Consider the following 26611-nt stretch of genomic DNA (forward strand, 5'->3'; position numbering starts at 1 on the left):
CCCGCAAATGCGGGGTTTTTTTTAGTGTCGTGGCTGGCCGCCATGAGGGGCCGAGCCGTGGAAAGGCGGCGGCGGTCTGTCGTGCATTTCCTGGTGAAACTGGCGCTGCAATTGTTGGCGCTGTTCCGGCGGCAGCTGCTGGTAGTGCTGGAACGCGTCGTGCAGCCGCTGGCGTTCGGCAGGCGGCAGCTCCTGGAAACGGCGGCTGTTTTCGCGCGCCTGTTCACGCTGCTGTGGCGTCATCTTCTGCCACTGATCGATGCGCTGACGGATCTCGTCGCGCTGTTCCGGCGGCAGCGATTTCCACTGTTGGGCGCGCTGAAGCATCCTGGCCTGCCGCTCCGGCGGGAACGAATCCCACTTGCCAGCGAGTGGCGACAGCACGTCGCGCTCTTCCGGTGACAGGCTCTGCCACGGACGCGCGGCCGGGGGCGGCCCCGGTGGCATGCCCGGAGGCGGGCCAGGCGGAAAGGCGCCCGCCGGCGGGGGCGGAGCGTTCTGTGCCAGGCTGGGAGTGCCGATGCCGCCTAGCCAAACGGCCAGAAACAGCAGCACGAAAATACGGCATCGACGCATGATCACCTGCTCGCCTGGCTATCGCCGTTCTTGGCTAGCCATCCGTAGAAGTCCATGTTCTGGTAAAGCGTCGGGTCGGCTGCCGCCGCATCCGGCGGGAGATCGCTGTCGGATTCAGCGGTGGGCGCCGACATGACGCCAGCGGGCGCCGTTCCGGACGGCCCCTGTACCGGGGACGACAGCATCAACGCGGCAAACGCAATGGCCGCAAACGCGCCGGCCGGCAGCAACAGCTGCAGCAGTCGATGGGCAAGCGACGAGTCGTCGGCGCCAGCCAGCGCGGTGCGGCGGGCCGCCCGCAGGCGCGCGGCGGTGGCCGGGTCGAGCTGACGCGCAGCTTCACGGTAAAGCTCGCGAGCACGACGTTCGAGGTGGTTATCGGGCGCATTCATCGCCAGTCCTCCAGTTGGTCGCGCAGCCGTTGCAGAGCGCGCGACAGGTGTGTTTTTACGCTCCCTTCCGAACAACCCATGGCCTGCGCGGTCTCCGCCACGTCTAGGCCTTCCAGCACGCGCAGCATGAACGCTTCACGCTGGCGCCGGGGCAGCAATTTCACGGCTGCTGCCATATCTGCGAACGATTGCGAGTCGGTCAGCCGCTCCAGCGGGCCCGGTGCGGTGTCGGCCGGCTCCCAAGCGGGCAATTCGTCGCCATCCTCGTCGCGGCCACCTAGCCAGCCCACCATGATCGAGCGCACCTTGCGGCGGCGCTGCAGATCCACGATGCGCCGGCGCAGAATGCCCCAGAACAGCGGAGTCCATTCCTGTGCGGGTTTGTCGCTGTAGTGCTTGACCAGGCGAAGCATGGCGTCCTGCACGGCATCGAGCGCGTCTTCCCGATGACCCAGGTTCAGCTCGGCCATACGAAACGCACGCCGCTCCACCTGCGCCAGGAAGGCATCCATCGAGGCGGGTACCGCGCGGACATCTTCGGTCAGCAGGTCGGCATCAAGGGAGGAGACGACGCTGCTCATAGCGTCATCATCCAATTCGCCGGGTCGCGCATCCTGGGACTCCATAGGATCGTCCTTGTGCATCAACGCTCAAGGCTCGCGCAGGTTGACCCACGCCCGTATGATGCGGGGACAACGGTGTCCTGGCAGGGAGGGGTCATGATCGACGGGTTCCTGGCGCTTTACATCTTTATGCTGGCCGCATTCACGGGTTACGAAATCATCGCCCGGGTGCCGGTCATTCTGCACACGCCGTTGATGTCCGGTTCGAACTTCGTTCACGGCATTGTGCTGGTCGGCGCCATGATAGCGCTAGGCCACGCTCAGACCACCTTTGAGCTGGTCATTGGTTTTATCGGGGTACTGCTTGGCGCCGGCAACGCGGCCGGTGGCTATGTGGTTACCGAACGGATGCTGGAGATGTTCAAGGCCAGCAAGCCTGCCGCAAGCAAGGAGGCGAAGTGATGGCCTGGCTTCTGGTGGTTATCAAGGCCTGTTACTTCCTCGCTGCCCTCCTGTTCATTCTCGGTCTCAAGCGCATGAGCTCGCCCCGTACGGCGAGGGACGGCATCCTGTGGGCGGGCGTAGGCATGCTGGTGGCGGTGCTGGCCACCTTTGCCCTGCCGGACATGCACAACCGCGGACTGATCCTGGCAGCCGTGCTGATCGGCGTGGCGGCCGCCTGGTGGTCGGGCCGCCGGGTAGCCATGACCGCCATGCCGCAGATGGTGGCGCTCTATAACGGTATGGGTGGCGGTGCGGCAGCGGCCATCGGCGCGGCCGAGCTGTTCAGTTACGCGGGTCAGGCCATCACCCTGCTCGACGGTGGCGAGTTCACCGCCAACGGCGCGGCCACCCCCGGAGCGGCTCAGCTGGCGCTGGCCGTCCTGGGTGCCCTGATCGGATCGGTGAGCTTTTCCGGCTCGCTGATTGCCTTTGCCAAGCTGCAGGGCTGGCTGGACAAGCGCTTCGTGTTCCCCGGCCAGCGTGTGGTCAACCTGCTGGTACTGGCTGGCGCGGTGGTGCTGGGTGCGATGATCGCGAGCGGTCAGCTGAGTATTCCGTTGATCGTGGTTTTCTTTGTGCTGGCATTGGCGTTCGGGCTGATGATGACCTTGCCGATCGGCGGCGCCGATATGCCGGTGGTGATCTCCCTGTACAACGCGTTCACGGGTCTGGCCGTGGCGTTCGAAGGTTTCGTGCTGCAGAACGAGGCGATGATCATCGCCGGCACCGTGGTGGGTGCCGCCGGTACCTTGCTGACCCAGTTGATGGCCAAGGCGATGAACCGCTCGATTGGCAACGTCTTGTTTGGCAGTTTCGGTGCGACCGGTACCGCGGCTCAGGCCATTGGTGGTAGCCAGAAGCCGATCGAAGCCAGCGACGCAGCAGTGATGATGGCGTATGCCGAGCGCGTGGTGATCGTGCCGGGTTACGGCATGGCCGTGGCGCAGGCGCAGCACAAGGTGTGGGAATTCGCCAAATTGCTGATCGATCGCGGCGTAAAGGTGAAGTTTGCCATCCATCCGGTGGCGGGCCGCATGCCCGGCCACATGAACGTGTTGCTGGCCGAGGCGGGCGTGCCTTACGACCTCATTGCCGACATGGACGACATCAACCCGGAGTTTCCCAATACCGATGTGGCGCTGGTGATTGGCGCCAACGACGTGGTGAATCCGTTGGCCAAGACCGATCCGTCATCACCGATCTACGGCATGCCGATTCTCGACGTGGCCGCGGCGAAGCAGGTGATTGTGGTCAAGCGTGGCAAAGGCACCGGCTTCGCAGGCATCGAGAATGCGCTGTTCTATGCCGACAATGCGCGCATGCTGTACGGCGATGGTCAGGCGGCAGCGGGCCAGTTGGTAAGCGAGCTGAAAACGCTGGAGACCTAGGAGCTCGGGTCGAGCTCCTAGCCGGTCGACCTTACGGGCCTGCCTTGGCCGGACGATGGGCACGCATCGCCACAAAAGCGGCGATGCCCATGCCGAGCACGTAAAACACGTCGTCCATCGAACCCTGCGCGAGCTCGGCCAACTGCAACAGCAGATCGAAGCCGGCGGTACGCAACGCATCGACCAGGCCCAGGCCCATCAGGCCGGCAATGCGAGCCCCAGCCATCAGCAGGTTCACATAGAAGGCGGCGGTCAACGTCGCCAGCGCGGCCAGCAACGCCGCGTTGCTGCCGGCAGGTCGCACCCATCGGCGGATGGCTTTGCCCAGCAGCCAGCCGGCGGGCAGGGCAAGCCATGGCATGGCCTGCTGGAGATACAGCGTAGGAACCATCCAGACAGCGCCTGCGGCCATGCCCAGCATCACCGCGCTGAAGGCGGCGAACAGCAGAGAAAGGGCAGCCCGTGCGTTCATGAACAGGCGAAAACGAGCAGGGCAGCGGACACGGTTCTTCTCTGGCGTAAAACCCCCATCATAACGCGGCACGCCGGGTCGCTGCCCGCTGCCAATCGGTCTGTCGCAGGCGTCACCCCTTGAGATTGGCCTGTGTTGGCCTGATGTCGGCGGGCAAGAGTGGCCGCCAAGCGGCATAATAGAGAGCTAGGCGCGGTCCCTTTCCGCGCCATCGATGAGATTCGTCAGGATCGGCATGAGCGGTTTCAGTCTTAGCAGCGAACCTTTCACCCTTGAGCGTGACTGTCAGGCAGTCATGGTGCCGCAGGGCGACGTGGTGAGCCTGCCGGCCGGTCAGATTGGCTATATCACCCAGGCGTTGGGTGGCAGCTTTACGGTGTACGTCGAAGGCAATCTGTTCCGCATTGCCGGCAACGATGCCGACGCGCTGGGCAAGGAGCCGCCGCCGCCGATCGAGCTTTCGGTGGATGCCACCGACGCCGATGTCGAGGCGCTGGTGTGGCAGCAGCTGCGCACCGTGTTCGACCCGGAAATCCCCATCAATGTCGTCGAGCTCGGCTTGGTCTACGACGTGAGCATCGAGCATCGCGGGGCTGACGAGCGCAAGGTGTACGTGAAGATGACGCTGACCGCACCCGGCTGCGGCATGGGCGACATTCTGGTGGATGACGTGCGCACCAAGCTGGAACTCATTCCTACCGTGGCCGAAGCGGACGTGGATCTGGTGTTCGATCCGCCGTGGAACCATTCGATGATGTCCGACGTGGCCAAGCTCGAAACCGGCATGCTGTAAAGAAGCTCTGATTCAGATCAAGATTGCTGATTCCATGCGATGCGAGGCTGCTTGGCCGTTTGTTATTCGCACCTGGAGTCATGGCATGTTTCCCGAATATCGCGATCTGATCAGCACGCTGAAAGGCGAGGACCCCCACTTTGCTCGCCTGTTCCACCTCCATAACGAGCTGGATCAGGAGATCAAAAACATGGAGATGGGTCTGCAGCCAGCCAGCGACATGGCCATCGAGCAGCTGAAGAAAGAAAAGCTGCACCTGAAAGACCAGCTCTACATCCTTCTGCGCAAGGCTTCGGTGGCCTGAGCGCCGCTGGTGCTTTCTTGAGTCGCGCTGCAACGGCGCGACTCGTTTTCCACGTACCCGAGTGGATGCCATCGAGGCATCTGGCCAGCCAGTGACGTCGAACACTCAGCGCCATGGCGCATCCGTCATGCGTGCCTTCGCCCAGAGAAATTTAGCTGTCATTTATTTTCAATCACGACCCTTACGCAGGGTTGCCGGGTTGTCCATCGCGAGTTCTTTCGAAAAGCGGCTAATGTAAATCGTGACAAATGCGATTGGATTTAATTGTCCGATTATTTCGAAAATCCGCATAAGGACGTCTTTCGGGTTTTGCTGTTTGAATTATCTTGATCGCGACAATTCGCACAATACATTGATTTAAAGGAGATAACTGGCCGGATATGGGCTTACCTGGCCTTGCGTAAGCTAGTCGCAAGAAACGCAATAATTGGCGTTTAAAACCTTTCTTCGCATTAATTTGCTTGCGTGACGGTCGTCTGCAAAAGCGAATTAACAGCATTGACGGTTCGCATTTTCTTGAATACGGTCAATTAATCCGTTAGCGGGAGGGTTGACGGATGGTCCTTTAGCGGCGCGAGCATCGGCCATCGCCGGGTGTGCGTCGTTTAGCGAATCTGCGTCGGGTTAGGCCGTTCCATGGAATGGCAGGGGGAAGGCGAACCCGGCGCCTATCGGATCGCAACACAGTCACGACATCTGAAGCCGTGCATTCACGGCAACCCCAATTCATGTGGCGCGCAGCGCCGCATCGGGGCGGTTTGTTCTCAAAAAACGTCAAGGAGACAAGAATGACTGTTCGTTTCGATTTGCGGGAAAAGGCACTGCGTAAGGCGCTGCTGCCGCTTGCGATGTCGTTTGCCATGGCGGGCTCGGTGCACGCGGCGGCGACGGATGCGTGGGTAGGCACGCGCACCCAGGCTGCCATGGCCAGGACTACGGCTCCGGCAACGGCAGCGACCACGGCGGTAACGCATGCCACCTGGACGCTCAGCATGCATGGCGCGCCCAAGGTCGATGCCGCCACGGTGTCGCCACTGGAGGCGAGCAAGCCCGTGCATGTGGAGCTCAGCCTGAATCTGCGCAACGTGGATGAGCTGAAGGCGTTTCTGCATGCCGTCAACGATCCGGCTAGCCCTCAGTTCCACAAGTTTCTGACCCCTGCGCAATTCAAGGCACGCTATGCGCCAACCGATGCGGATGTGGCCCAGGTGACGGCGCATTTGCGCCAGGCCGGCTTCACGCATGTCCAGGTGGCTGGCAACAACATGCTGGTGTCGGCCGATGGCAACGCCAATACGGTGAGCACGGCCTTCCGCACCACCATGCGCACATTTGCCTATGGCGGTAAGCAGCGCATTGCCAATGATTCGCCCGCACAGGTGCCGCAGGCGCTGGGTGGCATCGTCGATGCCGTGCTTGGTCTGCAGAACCTCAATGTGCCGCACACCATGCATCACATTCTTGGGCCCTCCCAGCACGCCAGCACCAACACGGTGGGTGTCATGGCCACGGGCAGCCAGGTCGCACACAACCCGACTGACTTCCCTGCGATCTACGACGTGGGCAGTACGCCCAGCGCGTCGAATACGACCGTGGGCATCGTGACCTGGGGCGACATGACCCAGACCATCACCGACCTCAACACCTTCACCAGCAATGCCGGCATGAGTCAGGTGAATGCGCAGGTGGTGAAGACGGGTACCAGCGCCTACGCGGATGACCCGAACGGCGATGGCGAATGGAATCTCGACAGCCAGACCATCACCGGCACCTCGGGCGGTGTGGGTACGCTGATCTTCTACGCCACGCCCAACTGCGACGCGAACGACAGCTGCCTTACCGATGCAGGCATCACGGCCTCGTACAACCGCGCCGTGACTGACAACGTGGCGAAGGTGATCAACGTCTCGCTCGGTGAAGACGAATCCGCTGCGAATACCTCGGGCACCCAGGCAGCCGACGACAAGATCTTCGCCCAGGCCGTGGCACAGGGGCAGACCTTCTCCATCGCTTCCGGTGATGCGGGTGTCTACCAGTGGTCCAGCGATCCGACGGAGGGTGGGCCGGGCTATGTGGCGAACTCCTCTGGCCAGGTGCAGATCTCACTGAGCCACTACTCGGTGAGCGAACCGGCCACCTCGCCGAACGTCGTGGCCGTTGGCGGCACGACGCTCAGCACCAGTGGTACGACGTGGACGGGCGAGACGGTGTGGAACGAAGGCCTCGCAGCCATCGATCCGACCAACAGCGATAACAACGAACGCCTCTGGGCGACCGGCGGCGGCGTCAGCCTTTACGAGACAGCACCTGCGTGGCAGACCACGGCGCTGGGTTCCTCGGTGACCAACCGCCAGGTGCCGGATGTGGCGTTCGATGCGGCCCAATCTACCGGCGCCAACATCATCATCAATGGTCAGAGTTATCAGATCGGCGGCACCAGCCTGGCCTCCCCGATTTTCGTGGGCATATGGGCTCGCATTCTCTCGGCAAACAACAACAGCCTGGGTCTGCCGACGCAGAACATGTACAAGTACTTCCCGACGGATGCCTCGCCATTGCACGACGTCACCTCGGGTAACAACGGCTACAACGGTTACGGTTTTGCCGCGAAGGCCGGTTACGACAACAGTACGGGCTGGGGCAGCCTGGACATCGCCAAGTTCAATGCCTACGTCAGCAAGTATTGGGGCGGCGGTGGCAGCACCGGCGGTACACCCACGGCCAACTTCGGTTACACGACGAGTGGCCTGACGGCAACCTTCACCGATAGCTCCACCGACACTGGCGGCAGCATCTCTTCGTACTCGTGGACCTTTGGCGATGGCGGAACTGCCACCACGGCCAGCCCAAGTCACACCTACGCCGCTGCAGGCACCTACAGCGTGACCGAAACGGTGACGGATGGCGTCAGTGGCAAGTCGTCGAGCAAAACGGCCTCGGTCGCGGTGACCTCCAGTGCGCCCACGCAAATCCTGGGCAATCCTGGCTTTGAAACCGGTACCGCCAGCCCGTGGTCGATGAGCTCGGGCGTGTTGTGCAGCAACAGCACGTGCAGCGGCGAGACGGCGCACGGCGGCAGCTGGTTTGCGTGGCTTGATGGTTATGGCACCACGCATACGGATACGGTGTCGCAGAAAGTCGCCATCCCAAGCGGCAAGACGTCGGCCAAGCTGACGTTCTATCTGCACATCGATACCGCCGAGACCACCACTACCACGGCTCACGACAAGCTGACGGTGCAGGTGCTCAATAGCAGTGGAACCGTGCTCAAGACGCTGGCGACGTACTCGAACCTCAATGCGGCTTCGGGTTACAGCCAGGCCAGTTTTGACCTCAGCGCGTATATCGGCCAGACGGTGACGCTGAAATTCACCGGTACCGAGAATGCGTCGCTACAGACCTCGTTCGTGCTCGATGACGTGAACCTCACTGTGCAGTAAGTGAGGCCGTGCGCATCGCGTCATGCGCTGCGCTGTAACGCAAAGGGCCCGGTCAGCGATGACCGGGCCCTTCCTTATGCCAAAGACAGTTGGCGTCAGCCGTTGCTTTCTTCGAAGCGATTGGCTTCGCGGTTCTTGCGCACCTTGGACGGGTCCCACACGCGGCCGTTCATGGTGATGTAGACGCCATCGGGCAGCGTCTGCACAGCAGCCACGGCGCAGCCGATGTTGAACACGGCATCCGAACCCTGGAAGCGGGCCGGATTCAGCGCGCCAGTGAGCACGATGACCTTGCCCTTGATGTGAGCCAGTTCGCGGGCGGTTTCCACCATGGTGTCGGTGCCGTGGGTCACCAGCACGTGACGGTGCGGCTGCGCCTCGATGGTGGAGCGCACCAGTGCGCGATCCTCATCGGTCATGTGCAGGCTGTCCTTGCGCAGGATCGGAATCACGTCGAACTGGAAGGCCACGCCGAGCTGGCCGAGGATGTCGCCGATCTGCGGCGAGCCGATCTTGTAGTCCGACTTGTCGTCGAAATAGATCTTGTCGATGGTGCCGCCGGTGGTGACGATGGTCAGATGCTGCATGGTCGGGAGTCGCCAAGGTGGGGAAGTAGGGATTTTAGGGCCTCGACAGCCTTCGTGCATGTTCCGACACGCCCAAGCCGGCGGTGTGCTGCGCTCCCACCTTGGTTTGGGCAGCTCAGTGGGGGCCCAGCAGCAAGGCGGTATCGGTCGCGTCAGCCGTGGACAGGCGCGACAGCCCGTGCGCCACGAAGCGGCGCAGCGCGGCGCCAGCGTGGGCATGACCGAGCGGGGCGGACCAGCTGTCGTGGCGTGCCAACAGCGCGGCCGCGGCACAGCGTGCCAGGGTGAAGGCCAGGCCGCGGGCGCCGGCTTCCAGCGTTTCCCGGTGACTGGCATGGGCAGCGATATAAGCGGTGGCGGCATCCAGCGTCACATGGATCTGCCTGCGCGCATGGGCATCGATGCTGTCGGCCAGCCAGCCTTCGACGGCGGTGCGTAGCGCCGTAAGGTTGTCGCCGGCCTGGGCGCGCAGACTATCCAGCGAGAGGACGTTGGTGGTGCCTTCCCAGATCGCGTAAACCTGCGCGTCGCGCAGCAACTGGGGCAGGCCGGTGTCCTCGATGTAGCCTGCGCCGCCGAAGCACTCCAGGGCTTCAGAGCACAGCTCGGTGGCCATTTTGCCGGTCCATAGTTTGGCCAGCGGCGTAAGCAGCCGCAGCAGCGCGGCTTCATGCGGTTGCGCGGCACCGTTTTCCACGCGGCCCAACAGGTGGGCGACTTCGAAGGTGAGCGTGAAGGCGCCCTCGAACTCCGCCTGCATATCCGCCAGTGTTTGCGCATGCAGTGGTTGTTCGATAAGCCGCTTGCCGAAAGCACTTCTTCGCGTGGCGTAATCGCGCGCCAGTGTCAGCGCACGCGCCATGCTGGCGGTGGCGCCCACCGCATTCCACGTGCGAGTGATGTTGAGCATCGGCGCTACCTGGCGCACGCCGTTGGCGAGTTCGCCCAGCGGCCATGCCGGCAGACCATCCAGATGGATTTCTGCTGTGGGTAGCTCGTGCGTACCAAGTTTGTCTTTGAGTCGATCGATGATGAGTTCCGGTTTGCGCTGCGGACCGTCCATCGTTTCGACATAGAAGAGTGCGAGCGCGCCGGCGCCCACGCCGGCGCCTTCGGGGCGTGCCAGTGCCAGCGCCATTTCGCCAACGACGGCGGAGCTGAACCACTTGCGGCCATACAGGCGCCACTGCCCTGAAGCATCCTGACGCGCCACGGTTTCGGTGTTGCCCACGTCAGAGCCGCCGGTGGTTTCGGTCATCCACTGGCCGCTGAGCCAGAAACTGGCAGCATCGCGGCTGAGCAGATGGGGCAGGGCACGTTCCATCAATGCCTTGTTGCCGGAGGCTTTCAGTGCGGTGGCAGCGCCGTCGGTCATCGCGAGCGGGCAGGTATAGAACTCGCTGGCTACGTGATAGAGATAGGCGCGCGCGAACTCTTCCAGGCGCGCGTGCTCGTTGGCTTCATGGCCTGCCGCAAGCACGGCATGTGTCGTGGTGATGCGCGGGCCTTCTTGCCAGGCTTCGGTCAGCTCAATGCGGTCGACGCGGTTGCCCCAGGCATCCCACTGCGTAAGCACCGGTTTGCGTCGGGGAGTACGGCAAGCGCGTTGCCAGGCCATGAGGGCGTAATCGCCCAGCGCCTGCAGATCGGCGTCGAGTGCGGCGCGGTGTGCTGGAGGTAAAGCCCTGTCCAGCGTGGCGCGCAATAAACGGTCTTCACGATACGGATGAGCGAGCTGCGGCGGATCTTGCACGAATCCCATGATCGGCTCTCGACGGATCGGTGCCGTCGAGTATAGGCCGAGTACACCGCAGTCACCGTTGCCGCCTGGCCTTCCTGCGCATCAAAGGGCCGGCGCCACTGCGCGCCTTCGCCGGTAGGGGCCGAAGGCGCGCAGCGGGGGGACGGTGACGTGCGCCGGTTAAGTGAATTACGGTTTATGAAACTTGTAGATGAAGCGATCGGTGTGACCTTTGATCGACGCGTCGTAGATCCCCTTGCTGTGATCGTCGGCGGGATTGCGCAGCGCATCACTTTCACTGTCGAAGGTGAAGCCCGCGGCGATGAGCTCGCTTTTCACCGCAGCCGGGTCGATGCGATGCAAGTCATCGGTCTTGGCTACACCGGTGCCCGCTGCCGCTGCGTGATCGAGCACGATCAGCGTGCCGCCTGGCTTCAGCGCATCGAACAAACGCTTGTCGAGTTTTGCCATGTCCGGTGAGCCCATGAAGGGATCGTGCAGGTCGTGGTAGTTCTGCGATGTCCAGATGGCGTCTACGGGTTCCGGCAGCTTCAGGTCTTGGGTGGGCTGCACCAGCACGACGACGTTGGGGTAATCCGCCGTTCCCGCAAAGCTGTGCAGGCTTTCCAATCCTTTCGGCGCGGCCTTGTCCATCTCAGTCGGCTGCAAGGCGTAGACCTTGCCCTTGGGGCCGACCATGTGGCTGAGCAGTCGCGTGTAGTAACCCTTGCCGGGCATCAGATCGACCACGATGTCGCCGGGCTTGATGCCGGTGAAGCCGAGCACCGCCGCGGGATGGCGCTGATCATCGAGTGCACGGTCGTCGGCCGGGCGGTTTTTGTCGGCGATGGCCAGGCCGACAAAGCTCGGCAATGGATGGGTCTGTGCGACGGACCAGGTGGCAGTGAACGTCAGCAGGGCAGAGGCGGCAATCAGGCATAAGCGATTCATGGCGTCACTTCCTCAATGCACGTAGTTGAGTGCGATGGCGGGCGTGATAGAAGACGGCGTGCGGTTGCCCGAAGGAATGACACGCACACCCAAAAGCAGTCCGATGTTCGGTGACCAGTTGTATTCCACGGCCGGCGCGAAACCGATGTAACGGTTTGAGTGTGAGCCCAACGACTGGTCCGGTGGAAACGGGTCGCCGTTGGCATACTCCTGTCCACTCACGTGCGTGCTGCTGTTGTGGTTGTAGATCACGTCGAGTGCGAGGACCCAGCGGCGCGTGAGGCTGTATTCCAGCGAAGCATCGCCGAAGACGTTGTTGCCCGGGCGCGCGTGGCCGCGGAAGTTGGCGTCGGTGCCATAGACGCTGACACCTTGCACATCCGTGCTTGAAGAAAACGAGGCTGACACATTGAGGCGCACGCGCAGAATGCGGCCGTTTGGCAACCACAGATAGGTCTGCGAATTGATGCCGATGGTGGTGGTGTAAGCGCCGGTGCCCAGGCCATTGGCGGGTCGATTGCCCAACTGGTCGTATTTGCCGGTGGGCAAGGTTTCCTGCAACTGGATGGCCACGGTCGGTAGCCAGCTGCCTTCATGAAATTGCCGCAGACGAAATTGCGCCTGCAGGGTGATATCGCCGGTCTGTACGCCATCACTGTTCGGCTGGCCGCTGACCCGGTTGTAACCGAACACCGGGATGATGCCGACGGTGAACCGATCCGCGAGCCCGTAGTTCACATACGTGCGTGACCCGAAGCTGTCCGAGCCATGGCTCATCACGTCGTACAGGTAGGGCTCGAGCAGCATGTGGCCCTGCGGCAGCGTCTCGGCCGAATTGGCCATCATGGGGCCGGTCCACCAGGCGTCATCGCGGCTTTGCAAGGTGGGTGCGACCGGCGCCTCCTGGCCATGCGCCATGGGCGGCGTACCGAGCCACGCCATCAGGCAAGCCAGGCAGAACGTGGCTGCGTAGCGGTGAATAAGACGTCCTGGCAGGTAGCGCTTCATGGTTGCCCTAGGGGTATTCCGGGGCGCAAGCTATGCCGAAAAGTGGTCAGCTGAAATAACCACTTTGCCTTAGCTTGATATAGCCACTTTGGAGCGGCCTTCATGCAGCGCATTCCGCCTGGTTTTCTGCCTCCGGTCGCGATGGACCCGGACAGCGACGTGCCGATGTACCAACAGCTGTCCGAATGGTTTCGGCTGGCAATCAGCGGCGGGCAGCTGCGGCCAGGGCAGCGCGTGCCGTCCACCCGCAGCCTGGCGGTGGAGCTTGGCATCTCGCGCATTCCGGTACTGGGCGCGTATGAGCAATTGCAGGCAGAGGGCTTCCTGGAAACCTTCACGGGAGCCGGTACCTGCATCGCCCGCTCGATCCCTGCCGATCTTTCGATGCAGAAGGTGAGTAACGCGGGCCAGTTGTCGGATGCGCCCGGACAAAGCACGTCGCGTCGCGTATCGCGCCGCGTCGCCCAGATGCGCCAACCCGAACAAACCTGGCTGGGCAACATGGGCGCGTTTCGGGTGGGCTTGCCCGCACTGGATCATTTTCCCGTGGGTTTATGGTCGAAGCTGGTGAACCGGCACGCGCGACGCTTGTCGCCCGAAGCCATGGCCTATGGCGATCCGATGGGGCATCTGCCGCTGCGTGAGGCCATTGCCGAATACGTCGGTGCGGCGCGCGCGGTGCGTTGCGATGCCTCGCAGATTCTCATCACTACGGGCTCGCAGCAGGCGCTGCAGATCTGCGCCCATGTGCTGCTGGATCCCGGTGATCGCGTGTGGATGGAAGATCCCGGCTATCCCGGTGCCCATCAGGCGCTGCGCACGGCGGGTGCTGAACTGGTGCCGGTGCCTGTCGACCGGGAGGGTATCGATGTGGAGCAGGGCGCACGCCTTGGTGCAGACGCGCGCGCGGTGTACATCTCGCCGTCGCACCAGTTTCCCTTGGGCATGGCGCTGAGCGCATCGCGCCGGATGCAGTTGCTGCAATGGGCGGCGCGCCATGAGGCGTGGATCATCGAAGACGACTACGACAGCGAATACCGCTTTGGCAGCCGTCCACTCTCGTCACTGCAAGGTACCGACAGAGATGCTCGGGTGATCTACCTGGGTACTTTCAGCAAGGTGATGTTTCCCTCGCTGCGCCTGGGGTATCTGGTGGTGCCGAAGGATCTCGTGTCCGATTTCCATGCGGGGCGCGATGCCATCGACACGTTCTCTTCCATGCTTCATCAGGCGGTGATGACGGACTTTATTCGCGAGGGTCATTTCGCGCGGCATATCCGCAGCATGCGCACGCTTTACATGGCGCGCCGCGAAGCGGTTCTGGAGGCGACCGAGCGTTATCTCGGCGATCGTCTGGAAGTGATCGGGACGGAAGCGGGCATGCAGCTTGCCGGTTTGTTGCCTGAAGACGTCGACGACGTCGGTGTGTCGCGCAAGGCGGCGCGGCATGGCGTTTCGGTGCGCCCGTTGTCGCCGTGTTACCTCGGGCCGGCGGCCCGCAGCGGTTTGATCCTTGGCTACGGTGGCGTCAGTCCGGAACAGATCCACGACGGCGTGCGCAAACTCGCCCTGTGTCTGTGAATGGGGGTGTCGTCATCCCAGCTTTTGCTGGGATGACGGTGTGGCAATAACGAAACCGCGTTGAGGACGGGCTCTCAGGGAGCGGCCTTTTTCTTCGTTACCGTTTCGGTCTTCTCCGCCGCGTTCTTCACGTAGCGGTCGAACCAGGTAAGCATTTCGTACACCTCTTGCTCGTTCGATTCCATCGCGGTGTACCAGTGCGGCTCATGCGGCAGCATGACCAATCGCGTCGTGCCGCCCAGGCCACGAATCGCCTGGAACAGCTTCTGCGACTGAATCGGTTCGGTGCCCGGGTTGGCGTCGTCCATGCCATGCATGATGAGCAGCGGCGTCTTGATCTTGTCGGCCTGGAAGAACGTCGACGCCTTCTCGTACACCGTGGGTGCTTGCCACAACGAGCGGCGTTCGTTCTGGAAGCCGAATGGCGTCAGCGTCTTGTTGTAGGCGCCGCTGGTCGCCACGCCTGCGCGGAACAGGTCGGTGTACGCCAGCAGGTTGGCGGTCATCAGCGCGCCGTGACTGTGGCCCGTGACGCCAATGCGGTTGCGGTCGACCACGCCCAGCTCAACGGCTTTGTCCACGGCGGCCTTCGCATCCATCACCAACTGATCGACGTAGGTGTCGTAGGCCGTGCGCGGATCGCCCACGATGGGGAATGCCGCGTTGTCGATCACGGCGTAGCCCGCGAGCAACAGCAAGCGATGTCCGCGCAGCACGTCGAACTTCTGCTGAGAGCCGCTGATCTGGCCGGCCTGGCTGGGATCGGCGAAGTCCTGCGGATAGGCGTACAGGATGGCAGGCAGACGCGTGCCTTCCTTGTAACCCGGTGGCGTGTACAGCGTGAAGGAGAGTTCCACGCCGTCCTTGCGCTTGTAAGTCACCAACCGCTTGCCGATGCCGCGCACTTGTGGGGTCGGATCGGGGATTTGGGTGATCGCCGCCGCCTTGGACGCAAATGCCGCCTCGCCCGCAGTCGGGTCACTGACCGAAGCCCCCAGCGTGTACATGAAAAGATTCGGCGGCTCGACCGGTGACTGCCGCGCGGTGATAAAGCGCTCGCCGCCGGTGAGCACAGTCAACGGACGCTCATACGTGTCCACACTGCTACGGAACAGGCGTTCGGTGTGTCCACTGGACAGGTTGTAGCGATCGAGGAAGGGGCGATCACCCTTGGGCGTACCGCCGGGGCCCGCGAGATACACCGCGTCACCATCCTGCCGCACTACCGAGGCGCCGTTGGGCAGGGTCTGGCTCAGCAGCGAACCTGGGTTGTTGTAGATCTCGTTGGCCGAGTAATCCCAGATCGTGCGCGCCGCCTTGGCCGGATTGGAGACATCCACGCGGCTCACGTGGATCCACTGGCGATTGGCGTCGTACTCGTACACGAATGGCTCATTGCCCTGGGCCAGCCAGCGCATGCCGCTAAAGCGCTGCGCGGTACGCGCCACTTCATGCGGTTTGCCGTTGAAAGGCGCACTCCACATCAGCACTTTGTCGCGCTTGGGTACGTTGACCTTCCAGTCGCCCTGATCGAGCGCCTCCGGCCAGATCAGCGTGGCCGGCGCGTTTGCACGCCATTCGAAATCGCGTGGGCCGACGGGCACGCCGCGAACCGGCACGCGGTCGGCCACCGGCAATGAGGCGATGGGCGAGGCTTTCCCGCTTTGCACATCGAGCACGGTGACATCGCGAGCGAAGCGTTCGTAGGTCGTGACGTAGGAGTAGGGCTTCTTCAGTGTTTCGACCAGCACATGCTCGCCGTCAGGCGCGCCGGAGACACCGGCGATCACACCCGGTTTCCCGAGCGTGCGCACCTGACCGCTGGCAGCGTCGACCACCGCGAGCTGCGCTGTCGCGTAGTAATCGAACAAGGCTTCGTCGTCGGGACTGGAGAGTGTGTCGCGCGCCTCGTAGGTGCTGCTCTCGCCCTTGCCTTCGATCGACTGCTTGATCTCCGGGCCCGCGCCCGCGCCGGCTTCAGGCGCCGGCCCGAGGTTGGCCGGCACCTGCTTGACCAGCAACGAATCGCTGTCGTGCAGCCACTGCACGCTATTTTCCATCACCGTATTGAGCGACACGCCATCCACGCGCCGCGTCTTGCCGGTGAATGCATCGCCCAGCCACAGCTCCGTGCCTTCGTCGGTGGTGTTGGTGAAGGCGAAACGACGGCCATCTGGCGACCAATGGGGCGCACCGGGGCAGGCGTTGGCCGGCAGTGCCACCGGCGTCTGCTGATGACTGGCCTCGTCTTCCAGGGTGAAATTCTTCAGGCAGGCGCGTATGCCGTAGCCACTCGACGCATCGTGACGGCTGCGGTTGCGCGGCTCGATGCGCAAGCCGGCGAGCTTCACATAGGGTTCGGCCACGCGTTCGATCGACGGATACTGCGATTGCTCGATCAGCAGCATGCGTTCCCGCGTGGGATCGAGCATGGGCGTCGCCGGCAAAGGCGCGTGCATCACGCCGAGCAAAGGCTCGGGCGGTTTGTCGTAACCGGCCAGCGTGGCGGCAGGCAGCAGGGCCATCAGGCCCGCAACCAGGGGCAGTCTCTTACCGAATAGCGTGAGGCGCATCGAACAGTCTCCTTCTGAACCGTTCGACCTTACCTCGCCAGTGCGCCGAGACCTCCCTGCTGAAAGTCACGGCATCGCAAATACTTTCGGGTGCGTACGAGCCCTCAGGTCCGCGAGGCGGGGCGCTTGTAGCGTACGCCCAGGCCCAGTGTGCCGATGAGCGTCAGCGTGAGCAGCACCTCGATCCACGCCAGCACGCGCTCGCCGGGCGCGCTCCATGCCTCGCTGATGCCGTGGCAGAAATAGAACAGGCTGAGAATGCCCACCCATAGCAACGCGCGCGGCACGTTGCGGATAGCCAACAGCGGCAACAGCAAAGGTATGAAGGTGATGGCCAGGGCGACGGCTACTGGCATGCTCTGCGTCGGAAACAGCCAGCCATGCCAGATGGGCTGAAGCGCCGCCAGCGCCGCCCAGGCGACCAAGCCCACGCGATACGCAGGAGCGACAGGTGCACTCATGCGCTCGCACTCAGGCGACGCGCCACATCGGCCAGCCGCCGGCCCAGTGCGCGCGCCAGTTCGCGTTCGTGCTCGGTGATAGCGTTTTCGCCCTTGGCGCCGGCCACATGACTGGCACCGTAAGGCGTGCCGCCACTTTGAGTGGCGGTTAGCGCGGGCTCGGTGTACGGCAGGCCGACGATCAGCATGCCGTGATGAAGCAAGGGCAGCGCCATGGTGAGCAGCGTCGATTCCTGTCCGCCGTGCATGGTGCTGGTGGCGGTGAACAGTGCGGCCGGTTTGCCGGCCAGTGCGCCGCTGGCCCATTCGGCCCCGGTGGAATCGAGGAAGTACTTGAGCGGCGCCGCCATGTTGCCGAAGCGCGTTGGGCTGCCCAGCACCAGACCGGCGCACTCGATCAGGTCGGCGCGGGTCACGTAGGGTGCGCCCTGTTCGGGCTCGGGCGGTTGGGCTATTTCAGTCACCGGCGCCACGGGTGGCACCTGGCGCAGGCGGGCGCGCATATCGGGGACTTCTTCCACGCCTCGCGCCACCAGGCGCGCAAGCTGGGCGGTGTGACCGGTACGGCTGTAGTAAAGAACCAGAATGTCCTGAGGCATCGTTTGGGCGCCAACGTCGTGATCGGGTAGTGTAGCGTTCGATCCCGCCCGTGTTGCCTGTCGGATTATGCTTGCGCTGGTCAGGCGCACCACGGGACCCGGTGCCGAGGAAGGAGCAGTCATGGCCCTGCGTTTCGATCGCGACCGCATGCACAGTTTCCGCCACTTCGTGTGGCATCGGTTCATCGACGACAAGTGCTTCGAGACGGCGGGTGCGCTGTCCTACACCACGCTGGTATCGCTGGTGCCCCTGATCGTGGCGTCGCTGGCCATTTTTGCCGCATTTCCTGCATTCGCCGATGCGCGAACGACCTTGATCACCTTCGTGTTCAACAACTTCGTGCCAGCGGCGGGCGAGCGCGTGCAGGAGTACCTGGACAGCTTTGCGAGCAACGCCAGCAAGCTCACCGGCATCAGTATCCTGGTGATGTTCTTCAGTGCGCTTGCCATGATGATGAGCATCGAAGACCGCATGAACCGCATCTGGCGCGTGCAGCGTCAGCGCGGCTGGGTGTCGCGCTTGCTGCTCTATTGGACGGCGCTCACGCTGGGACCGGTGCTCATCGTGGGCGGGCTGGCGTTAGCCTCCTACGCCACCGCGCTGCCCATGCTGCATGACGCGGCCGAAACGCTCGGTTTGCGTCAGCGCTTGTTGGGCACGCTGCCTTTCCTCATCACGTTTCTCACGCTGATGCTGATCTACATGGTGGTGCCGAACCGGCGCGTGCACTGGCGCAACGCCGCCATCGGCGCGCTGTTGGGCGCCATCCTGTTCGAGATCGCGCGCTGGGGCTTCGCTCGCTTCATTCATCACGCACAGACCTATCAGCAGGTGTATGGCGTAGCGCTGGCGGCGCTGCCGATCTTTCTGCTCTGGGTCTATCTGTCATGGGTCATCGTGATCCTGTGTGCGTCGGTGGCGGCGTCCGTCTCCGCTTTTGATTACCTTCCTCCCGAGCAGTACCTGCCCGAAGATGCGGCGCTGCTGGGGTTGCTCGTCGTGCTTGGGCACTTCATCGACGCGCAGCGAGAGGGGACGTGCATTAATCCGGACAGCGTACGCGCCAAAGAGCCGCGGCTGCATCGCGCGTCCATTGTTTGCTACTTCCAGGACCTGCAGCGTGCTGGCCTGATCCAGGGTGAAGTCGGTGGTGGCTGGATGCTGTGTCGCAGTCTTGACAGCACCGAGCTTGAGCGCGTGTATGCTCATTGTCCTTACCGCGTGCCATTGCATCCTGCGGAGGAAGCCCGCATGCACAACCTGCGTTTGCCACCCAGGCTGGTGGCGTTGCTGGATAGTGCAGCGCAATCGCTCCACGGAACACTGCGCACGCGACTGGATCAGGCCTTCCCTACGATGGCTGCTGCACCAAACGATTCCGAGGATATGCATTCATGAATCTGTTGAAACCGCTGGCCGTCGCAGCGCTGGCGCTTGGTTTCGCAGGCATGGCCCACGCAGCCATGCCCGAGCAGCCGTCGCTCAACATCACCACTTTCGATGGCAAGACGTTCGATCTGTCGGCACAGCGCGGCAAGTGGGTGATCGTCAATTACTGGGCCACCTGGTGCATACCGTGCATCAAGGAGATGCCCGATATTTCGAAATTCGTCGCGGCACATCAGGACAAGGTCGCTGCCATCGGCCTGGCCTATGAAGACAGCGACAAGGCAGATATCGAAGCCTTTCTTGCCAAGCACCCGGTGAGCTATCCCATCGCGCAGGTGACGGTGGACAAACCGCTCAAGGATTTCGACGAGCCGCGCGGCTTGCCCACCACCTGGTTGATCAGCCCCGATGGCAAAGTGGCCAAGCGCTTCGTGGGGCCGGTAACCGACGCCTCGCTCGGCCAGGCGATGGGTATCGGCAAATAACATGAGCGCAGCACGTTTCCTCGTCAGCGGCAGGGTGCAGGGCGTGTTCTATCGCGCCAGCACCCGTGAGCAGGCGCAGGCACTGGGGCTCTCCGGTTACGCGAAAAATTTGCCGGATGGCCGTGTGGAAGTCGTCGCCAGTGGCGAGGACGCTGCCATCGACGCACTGGAACGGTGGCTGTGGCGTGGACCGATGGCGGCAGAAGTTACCCAGGTGACGCGCGAGCATTGCGTCGCGCCGGATGGCGATGGTTTTCGCACCGCCTGAAGGTGACGAATGATGCCGGGGCGCTGATCGCTTCGGCCACCGGATTGATAGCAGCCATCTTCACGCGTCATCGACTTCGATCCAACCTTGCAAGGTCCATAGCACCTGTCGAATCCTCGGCGCCTCGTTCGTCGATGGCTTGAAGCGCCTGCTTCACAAGCTTGCCCTAACCGACAGGGTGCCAACGGCCCCGGCATGACAGGAGATGTTCCATGACCGCTCGTTTTCAGCGCATCACCCCATTTCTCTGGTTCGATAACCAGGCGGAAGAAGCTGCGTCGTTCTATGTCTCGATATTCGAGAACTCGCGCATCCTCGCCACTACCCGTTACACCGCGGAAAGCGCCGCTGCGACAGGACGCTCACCGGGTTCCGTGATGACGGTGGACTTTGAGCTGGATGGCCAGTCGATGGCTGCGCTCAACGGTGGCCCGGTGTTTCGCTTCAACGAAGCGGTGTCGTTGGTCGTTCACTGCCACTCGCAGGACGAGGTGGACTACTACTGGGACAAGCTGCTGCAAGGTGCCGACGACAAGAGCGGGCAGTGCGGCTGGCTCAAGGATCGATTCGGTTTGTCGTGGCAGGTGGTGCCGGATGAAATGATCCGCCTGCTGACCGACCCTGATCCTGGCAAGGTGGCACGTGTCACCGCCGCTCTCATGCAGATGAAAAAACTCGATCTGCACGAACTGCGACGCGCGGCTGCGTAAACGGGGTTCGCCCAACAAAGTTTCGCAGTAATTCAAGCTCGTCATTCCGGCGCAGGCCGGAATCCAGTGGCGTTATCGCCGGATCTTCGCGATGCGCTTTGACGGCATGTGGTTGGAGGGAGCGATGACCGCCATGCAACAACCGCGCGTTACGGTGACTGGATTCCGGCCTGCGCCGGAATGACGAGCTTGAGACGGGACGAGTGTGTATGGACAGCGCTTACTCGCCGCAGGTGTCCGGCACCCACACGGCCTTGCTGGTCACCTGTTCGGTTTTGAGCTTGCCCTTGAGCTTGGGCAATTTCGGCTCGGGAATGCCTTCCTCATGGCGCGGCACTTGTTCGAGCAGATGCCTGATCAGATTGATGCGGCCGCGCTTCTGGTCGTTGAAGTCGACCACGAACCATGGCGCATGGGGCCGGCTCGTGCGATCGATCATGACGTCGCGCAATTCCCCGATATCGGCGTACTTCTCGCGGGAGGCCAGGTCGTTGGGCGACAGCTTCCAGCGCTTCAGCGGATCTTTGGCGCGGTCCGCGAAACGCTCTTCCTGTTCTTCCTGATCCACCGCCAGCCAGTATTTGATCAGGATGATGCCGTCATCAGTCAGCAGCTTTTCAAACGCCGGTACGGCGCCCATGAAGGCCTTGTACTGCGACTTGGTGCAGAAGCCCATGGCCGGCTCGACCACGGCGCGGTTGTACCAGCTGCGATCGAACAGAACGATCTGGCCGGCGCTGGGCAGGTGCTCCACGTAGCGCTGGAAGTACCACTGAGTGGTTTCGATATCGTTTGGCTTGGGCAGCGCGGCGATGCGATAGCCGCGTGTGTCCATCGATTCGGTAATGGCCTTGATGGTGCCACCCTTGCCGGCCGCGTCACGGCCTTCGAACACCACGACCAGTCGATGGCCACTGCGTTGCAGCCATCGGTGCAGTCCAACCAGCTCCAGCTGAAGCTCCTCCATCAAGCGGCGGTAGGTCTTGTCCTTCTTGGCCATGACGGAGGTCTCCTTGCTGGTGCTGGAAGTAAGTGAAGAGAAGCGAGGAGTGAGAGAAGAGCGGCGCGCTCAAACACATGGCGATGCCACCCTCACTTCACACTCTTCGTTTCTCACTTCTGATTTTACAGATCCAGATCCACCGGGTTGCGTCCGATGCGATGGCGCGCGCTCATCGCCTGCACGGCGCGGCGGAAATCGCTGGCGAAACCCCGCATGTCGAACAGCGAACTCTGCGTACGTTGCTGCGAGAGATGCTGACGCAGCGTGACGAGCGCGTCGCGATCGTTGCCCAGCTGGGTGGCCATGGCGATAAACGATTCCTCGTCTTCGCAGGTCAGTTCGGGCAGACCGAGCTGAAGCAGCAGGCTGGTAGCCACGCGCCCGGCAAAGGTGCGGCCGGTACAGGTGAGCACAGGGCAGCCTGCCCATAGCGCGTCCGACGCCGTGGTGTGCGCGTTGTAGGGCAGGGTGTCGAGGAACAGATCGGCGTGCTTGTAGCGGGCCAGGTACTCGGCGTGCGGAAGGCGCGGCAGGAACACCAGCCGCTCCGGAGCAATGCCTGCGGCGGTGGCCGCGGTGCGCAGGCGCTCGTCAGCGCCGTCCGGCCCGCTGAGCAGCCACAGCACGCTGCCCGGCACTTGCTGCAACACCAGCATCAGCCGGGCGAAGGCGGCCGGGTTGAGCTTGTAGCTGTTATTGAAGCAGGCGAATACCGTGCCCTGCTCGGGAAGACCGCATTCAGCGCGCGAGGGCGGCTCGGCCACGATGCGCGTATTGTCGTTGGGCTGATAACAGCGCGGCAGGCGCAGTAGTTTTTCGCTGACCGTTGCACGGAGGCTGTCAGGCAGCACGACCTTGTCGGCGAGCAAATAGTCCATCCATGGCGCGCCGGTGCTACCGGGATAGGCAAGCCAGTTCACCTGCACAGGCGCGGGACGCAGCGCGAGCAGTTCGGCATTGTCGCGGCCCGAATAACCGTTGAGGTCGAACAGAATTTCGACGCCGGTGTCGTGGATGCGCTCGGCCACATGCGCATGGTTGAGCGGCGATACGTCGTGGAGCGTGGTGGCACTGGCCAGGCGGCGGCGAATCGAGCCACCGTCATCTGGCGTGGTGGCGAACAAGTGCAGGTCCAGACTCTCGTCATCGGCCAGTGCTTCGAGCATGGCCACCATCAACAAACCGGTGGCGTGATCATTGAAGCCATCGGCGATGAAACCGATACGGATGGGCGCATCGGGCGCCGGTTTGGCATAGGTGAACGCTTGCTGCTTGCGCAGCGGGGCGACTTGTTTGTCGATGGAGGCGGCAAAGGCGCTGGCGCAGCGAAGTTGCAGCGCAGCGTCGGCGTCTTCAGCCAGCATCACAAAGGGGCTGACAACAGCGCTGTTGTCGATCACGGCTTGTTGCAGGCGTGCGCTCAGATCGTCTAGTTCGCGCCAATCGCACAAGCGCCGGCGCAGGAACAGGAGTTGGCTGAGCGCGCGGCCGTCGTTGGGATTGAGTCGCAGGGTGCGCGCGTACGCGTCGGCGGCGTCGGTGAGCTGTCCGGCGTCTTCGAGCGACTGACCTGCGGCGAACGGATAAGCGGGGTTGTACGGCGAGAGCACCTCCGCCTGCAGCCATGCCTGAGTGGCCTGGCCGGTCTGCCCCAGTTTGTGCAGGATGCGACCGCGCAGGGCATGGGCGGCATCGAAACGGGGGTGCAGCTGCAGCGCCTCTTCCATATGCACCTGAGCCTGGTCGACGTGGCCGAGCTCCAGCTCGGCGGCGGCCAGATTGAGTCGCAGGCCTGGGTGTGTCGGTGCGCCGTGGGTGGCCATGGCGTATGACTCGCGGGCGTGAGCATAGCGAGCGGCAGCCATCAGCGCATTGCCCAGCGTCAGCAGCACGGCCGGGTGGCCGGGTGCCATGCGCAAGGCGGCGCGCAACCGTTCGATGGCACCGTCGGCATCGCCGCTGGCCAGCTGGGCACTGCCCAGATTGCACTGCACTTCAATGCTTTGCGGGGCCAGCCTGGCGGCATGCTCCAGCGCCTGCAGGGCGTCCGCGTGTCGGGCAAGCTGCATCAGGGCAATGCCATGCAGCCGCGCCAGCTCGGCGTCGTCCGGGTAGTTTCCGCGAGCCTGGGCCGCCGCCTGTTCGGCTTCCTGGTACGCGCCACGTTCGATCTGGACGACGATTTGTTGCGCCAGAGCCTGAGAGGAGGGGGTAAAGAGATCAGTCATCCGCCCAAACTAACGCAGGGCGGGGTGGCTGCCAATCCGCGGCAGCCAAAAGCCGCTGTTTTGAGCGGGTTAGCCCGCGGTGAGCGCTTTCAGCTCGTCAGCCTGGTTCTCGCGGGTGAGGGTGTCGACCAGTTCATCCAGATCGCCCTGCAGCACTTCCGGCAGGCGGTAGAGCGTGAGGTTGATGCGGTGGTCGGTGATGCGGCCCTGCGGGAAATTGTAAGTGCGAATACGCTGGCTACGATCGCCCGAGCCCACCTGCAGGCGGCGCGATTCGGCCTGCGCGGCAGCCTGCTTGCTGCGCTCGTCATCGAGCAGGCGTGCCTTCAGCAGGCTCAGCGCACGGGCGCGGTTCTTGTGCTGGCTGCGCTCGTCCTGGCACTCCACCACGATGCCGGTGGGCAGGTGGGTGATGCGGATGGCGGAATCGGTCTTGTTGACGTGCTGACCACCGGCGCCCGATGCACGGAAGGTGTCGGTCTTCAGGTCTGCCGGATTGATCTCGATGTCGCCGATCTCATCCATCTCCGGCAGGATCGCGACCGTTGCCGCGGAGGTATGGATGCGCCCCTGCGATTCCGTTTCCGGCACGCGTTGCACGCGGTGCGTACCGGATTCGAACTTCAGGCGCGAATACGCACCCTTGCCCTCGATGCGTGCCACGATTTCCTTGTAGCCGCCGTGCTCGCCCGGGTTTTCGCTGAGCACTTCGACATGCCAGCGACGTCGTTCGGCGTAACGCGCGTACATGCGGAACAGGTCGCCCGCGAAGATGGCCGCCTCGTCGCCGCCAGTACCGGCGCGCACTTCGAGAAACAGGTTGGCTTCGTCGCGCGGATCCTTGGGCAGCAGCAGAATCTGCAGCTCGTCATCGAGTTGGGATAACCGCTGCTCCAGACGGGCGATGTCGTCCTGCGCCATGTCGCGCATTTCCGGATCGTCCAGCATGGCGCGTGTTTCGCCCAGCTCGCGCTCGGCGTGATCGTGCTCGCGAAGCGACGCCGCTACCGGTTCGAGCTGCGCGTATTCACGCGACAGCTCGCGAAAGCGGTTGTTGTCGGCAAGCACGTCAGGCTGCGCGAGCAGCAGGCCGATTTCTTCGTGACGTTCGGCGAGAGACTCGAGCTTGCGGCGAATGGAAGGCGTCATGGGCGAGAAGTGAGTTAAGAGGAGTGAGAAGTGAGAGAAAGCAATCTGCTTCGTAAGGGCGTTCTCTGCTTTTCTCGCTACTCTTCGCTCACTTCTGGTTTTTCATCGATGCCGTACAGGCGCCCTGCAGCGAGCAGCAGATCCATGTCGCCGCTGAGTGCCGCCTCGCGCAGGCGGGCGCTGGGGTGGTGCAGCAACTTGTTGGTCAGCGTATTGGCCAGAAAGGCCAGGGCCTCGTCGGGCGACTTGCCGCGCGCGAGCATGGCGCGAGCCTTCTCCAGCACTTCGTCGCGATAGACCTCGGCATGTTGGCGCAGGTCCACCGCCGGATTGCGCAGCGTCAGCGCGCGACGCCAGGCCATGTAACGATCCACCTGCAAGTCGATGATGGCATCGGCCTCGCGGGCGGCCGCTTCGCGGGAGCGACGGTTGTCATCGATGACCTGCCGCAGATCGTCGATGCCGTAGAGGAACACATCGTCGAGTTCGCCCACGGCGGGTTCGATGTCGCGCGGCACGGCGATGTCCACCATGAACATCGGCTTGCGCCGGCGCACTGCCACGGCTTTCTCCACCATGGCGTGCGTCACGATGGGCTGGCGCGCCGCGGTGGAGCTGATGACGATATCCGCCTCGGCCAGATGCTGCGGCAGGTCGTTGAGCGAGACCGCATAGCCGCCATACCGGCTCGCAAGTTCCTGAGCGTTTTCCAGTGTGCGGTTGGCCACGATCAGGCGGCGCACCTGCTTGTCCACCAGGTGACGCGCAGCGAGTTCGATGGTGTCTCCCGCGCCGATCAGCAATACGCAGGCCTGGCGCAAGTCGGCAAAGGCCTGCTCGGCCAGACGCACGGCAGTGAAGGCCACCGACACGGTGTGCGCGCCGATGCGGGTGTCCGTGCGCACGCGCTTGGCCACGGCAAAGGTGTGCTGCAGGAGGCGCTCCATCGGCGCACGCAGCGACTGGGCATCGCGCGCCTGCTGGTACGCATCCTTCACCTGCCCGAGGATCTGTGGCTCGCCAAGCACCATCGAGTCCAGACCGGTGGCGACGCGGAACATGTGACGTACCGCAGCGTCTTCGTCGTGCCGGTAGAGGAACTCGTCGAGCTTTCCCGCAGTCAGGTGATGGTGACGGCGTAGCCATTCCTCAGGAACGCCCTCGGCTCCTGCCGAGACGCTCACATAAAGTTCGGTACGGTTGCAGGTGGAGAGGATCATGGCCTCTTCCACGCCGGGTTCACGGGCAAGCGCCAGCAGCGCGGGCCCAGTGGACTCCGCATCGAATGCCACTTGCTCGCGCAGGTTGACTGGCGCGGTGAGGTGATTGAGCCCTAGGGCGATCAGCGTCATGGTTAAGGGCAATTCGAAGCGGGAAACATCCGGCGGCGTAAACTAGGCTTTGGCAACGGCCGTTCTACTTTGATGGGCGGCAACGGCTGTGAC

General features: G+C 63.1%; 25 protein-coding genes. 10 read left to right on the forward strand and 15 right to left on the reverse strand.

The genetic code is table 11. From position 1 onward, the window contains the following. Positions 1-21: 21 nt before the first annotated feature. Genes OQE56_RS08825 through OQE56_RS08835 form a run of 3 tightly spaced genes read right to left on the reverse strand, consistent with a single transcriptional unit; the run spans position 22 to position 1549 of the window. Positions 22-576, reverse strand: coding sequence for a DUF3106 domain-containing protein (locus OQE56_RS08825; protein WP_267223582.1), 555 nt, complete (start codon positions 574-576; stop codon positions 22-24). A 2-nt stretch (positions 577-578) separates the two neighbouring features. Continuing rightward, entirely contained in the window at positions 579-968 is a 390-nt protein-coding gene (locus OQE56_RS08830; RefSeq protein ID WP_267223584.1) for a DUF3619 family protein, read from the reverse strand. Further along, positions 965-1549 carry an RNA polymerase sigma factor gene (locus OQE56_RS08835; RefSeq protein WP_267223595.1) on the reverse strand — a complete coding sequence of 195 codons (585 nt, stop codon included), beginning with the start codon at positions 1547-1549 and terminating at the stop codon, positions 965-967. The genes OQE56_RS08830 and OQE56_RS08835 overlap by 4 nt, the downstream gene beginning before the upstream one ends. 138 nt (positions 1550-1687) lie before the next feature. Between OQE56_RS08835 and OQE56_RS08840 the strand changes: the two genes are divergently transcribed. Together OQE56_RS08840 and OQE56_RS08845 are read left to right on the forward strand one after the other, a co-directional pair. Beyond that, positions 1688-1993: an NAD(P) transhydrogenase subunit alpha part 2 gene (locus OQE56_RS08840; RefSeq protein WP_267223597.1), complete on the forward strand. Its 306-nt coding sequence runs from the start codon at positions 1688-1690 to the stop codon at positions 1991-1993. Continuing rightward, the gene (locus OQE56_RS08845; RefSeq protein ID WP_267223599.1) at positions 1993-3423 is read left to right on the forward strand and encodes an NAD(P)(+) transhydrogenase (Re/Si-specific) subunit beta; all 1431 of its coding nucleotides are present in this window, start codon (positions 1993-1995) and stop codon (positions 3421-3423) included. The genes OQE56_RS08840 and OQE56_RS08845 overlap by 1 nt, the downstream gene beginning before the upstream one ends. Before the next feature lie 31 nt (positions 3424-3454). Here OQE56_RS08845 and OQE56_RS08850 read toward each other — a convergent pair whose 3' ends face one another. Then, the gene (locus tag OQE56_RS08850) at positions 3455-3895 is read right to left on the reverse strand and encodes a hypothetical protein (protein ID WP_267223601.1); all 441 of its coding nucleotides are present in this window, start codon (positions 3893-3895) and stop codon (positions 3455-3457) included. 235 nt (positions 3896-4130) lie between these two features. Here OQE56_RS08850 and sufT point away from each other — a divergent pair, with 235 nt between their 5' ends. The 3 genes from sufT to OQE56_RS08865 all read left to right on the forward strand — a co-directional run bounded on the left by sufT (position 4131) and on the right by OQE56_RS08865 (position 8432). Next, positions 4131-4688: a putative Fe-S cluster assembly protein SufT gene (gene sufT, locus OQE56_RS08855; RefSeq protein WP_267223602.1), complete on the forward strand. Its 558-nt coding sequence runs from the start codon at positions 4131-4133 to the stop codon at positions 4686-4688. Between the two features lie 85 nt (positions 4689-4773). Continuing rightward, entirely contained in the window at positions 4774-4992 is a 219-nt protein-coding gene (locus OQE56_RS08860; protein ID WP_267223603.1) for an HP1242/YdcH family protein, read from the forward strand. 788 nt (positions 4993-5780) lie between these two features. Beyond that, positions 5781-8432, forward strand: a complete 2652-nt coding sequence (locus tag OQE56_RS08865) for a protease pro-enzyme activation domain-containing protein (protein WP_267223605.1) — start codon at positions 5781-5783, stop codon at positions 8430-8432. 95 nt (positions 8433-8527) lie between these two features. On the opposite strand, the gene OQE56_RS08870 is transcribed toward OQE56_RS08865, so the two are convergent. The 4 genes from OQE56_RS08870 to OQE56_RS08885 form a co-directional block, all read right to left on the reverse strand. Then, a complete protein-coding gene (locus tag OQE56_RS08870) occupies positions 8528-9019 on the reverse strand; it encodes an asparaginase domain-containing protein (protein WP_267223606.1) in 492 nt (163 codons plus the stop codon). A 115-nt stretch (positions 9020-9134) separates the two neighbouring features. Beyond that, the gene (locus OQE56_RS08875; RefSeq protein ID WP_267223608.1) at positions 9135-10781 is read right to left on the reverse strand and encodes an acyl-CoA dehydrogenase family protein; all 1647 of its coding nucleotides are present in this window, start codon (positions 10779-10781) and stop codon (positions 9135-9137) included. Positions 10782-10949: 168 nt separating this feature from the next. After that, the gene (locus OQE56_RS08880) at positions 10950-11711 is read right to left on the reverse strand and encodes a class I SAM-dependent methyltransferase (RefSeq protein WP_267223610.1); all 762 of its coding nucleotides are present in this window, start codon (positions 11709-11711) and stop codon (positions 10950-10952) included. 12 nt (positions 11712-11723) lie between these two features. Beyond that, positions 11724-12719, reverse strand: coding sequence for a transporter (locus tag OQE56_RS08885; RefSeq protein ID WP_267223612.1), 996 nt, complete (start codon positions 12717-12719; stop codon positions 11724-11726). Between the two features lie 102 nt (positions 12720-12821). Here OQE56_RS08885 and pdxR point away from each other — a divergent pair, with 102 nt between their 5' ends. After that, the gene (pdxR, locus tag OQE56_RS08890) at positions 12822-14300 is read left to right on the forward strand and encodes a MocR-like pyridoxine biosynthesis transcription factor PdxR (RefSeq protein ID WP_267223613.1); all 1479 of its coding nucleotides are present in this window, start codon (positions 12822-12824) and stop codon (positions 14298-14300) included. A 74-nt stretch (positions 14301-14374) separates the two neighbouring features. On the opposite strand, the gene OQE56_RS08895 is transcribed toward pdxR, so the two are convergent. From OQE56_RS08895 to wrbA, 3 genes are all read right to left on the reverse strand, one after another. Then, positions 14375-16873 (reverse strand): S9 family peptidase, encoded by a 2499-nt coding sequence (locus OQE56_RS08895; protein WP_425601611.1) that lies wholly within the window; start codon positions 16871-16873, stop codon positions 14375-14377. A 104-nt stretch (positions 16874-16977) separates the two neighbouring features. Beyond that, positions 16978-17334 carry a DUF2069 domain-containing protein gene (locus OQE56_RS08900; RefSeq protein ID WP_267223615.1) on the reverse strand — a complete coding sequence of 119 codons (357 nt, stop codon included), beginning with the start codon at positions 17332-17334 and terminating at the stop codon, positions 16978-16980. Continuing rightward, a complete protein-coding gene (gene wrbA, locus OQE56_RS08905; RefSeq protein WP_267223617.1) occupies positions 17331-17933 on the reverse strand; it encodes an NAD(P)H:quinone oxidoreductase in 603 nt (200 codons plus the stop codon). Before wrbA ends, OQE56_RS08900 begins: the two co-directional genes overlap by 4 nt. A 121-nt stretch (positions 17934-18054) precedes the next feature. Between wrbA and OQE56_RS08910 the strand changes: the two genes are divergently transcribed. The 4 genes from OQE56_RS08910 to OQE56_RS08925 all read left to right on the forward strand — a co-directional run bounded on the left by OQE56_RS08910 (position 18055) and on the right by OQE56_RS08925 (position 20786). After that, positions 18055-19332 (forward strand): YihY family inner membrane protein, encoded by a 1278-nt coding sequence (locus tag OQE56_RS08910; RefSeq protein ID WP_267223619.1) that lies wholly within the window; start codon positions 18055-18057, stop codon positions 19330-19332. Continuing rightward, complete coding sequence (locus tag OQE56_RS08915; protein ID WP_267223621.1) at positions 19329-19808, forward strand: TlpA family protein disulfide reductase; 480 nt, start codon at positions 19329-19331, stop codon at positions 19806-19808. The genes OQE56_RS08910 and OQE56_RS08915 overlap by 4 nt, the downstream gene beginning before the upstream one ends. 1 nt (position 19809) lies before the next feature. Continuing rightward, on the forward strand, positions 19810-20076 hold the full coding sequence (locus tag OQE56_RS08920; protein ID WP_267223622.1) for an acylphosphatase: 267 nt from the start codon (positions 19810-19812) through the stop codon (positions 20074-20076). Between the two features lie 212 nt (positions 20077-20288). Continuing rightward, a complete protein-coding gene (locus OQE56_RS08925) occupies positions 20289-20786 on the forward strand; it encodes a VOC family protein (protein ID WP_267223624.1) in 498 nt (165 codons plus the stop codon). Between the two features lie 220 nt (positions 20787-21006). Here the strand turns inward: OQE56_RS08925 and ppk2 are convergent, their stop codons facing one another. From ppk2 to hemA, 4 genes are all read right to left on the reverse strand, one after another. Then, complete coding sequence (ppk2, locus tag OQE56_RS08930) at positions 21007-21786, reverse strand: polyphosphate kinase 2 (protein ID WP_267223625.1); 780 nt, start codon at positions 21784-21786, stop codon at positions 21007-21009. 125 nt (positions 21787-21911) lie between these two features. Continuing rightward, positions 21912-24017 carry an O-linked N-acetylglucosamine transferase, SPINDLY family protein gene (locus OQE56_RS08935; RefSeq protein WP_267223626.1) on the reverse strand — a complete coding sequence of 702 codons (2106 nt, stop codon included), beginning with the start codon at positions 24015-24017 and terminating at the stop codon, positions 21912-21914. Positions 24018-24086: 69 nt separating this feature from the next. Next, a complete protein-coding gene (gene prfA / locus OQE56_RS08940; RefSeq protein ID WP_267223627.1) occupies positions 24087-25166 on the reverse strand; it encodes a peptide chain release factor 1 in 1080 nt (359 codons plus the stop codon). Between the two features lie 77 nt (positions 25167-25243). Then, a complete protein-coding gene (hemA, locus tag OQE56_RS08945) occupies positions 25244-26518 on the reverse strand; it encodes a glutamyl-tRNA reductase (RefSeq protein WP_267223628.1) in 1275 nt (424 codons plus the stop codon). Between the last annotated feature and the right edge of the window lie 93 nt (positions 26519-26611).

The organism is Dyella silvae (assembly GCF_026421305.1).
Lineage (GTDB): Bacteria > Pseudomonadota > Gammaproteobacteria > Xanthomonadales > Rhodanobacteraceae > Dyella > Dyella silvae.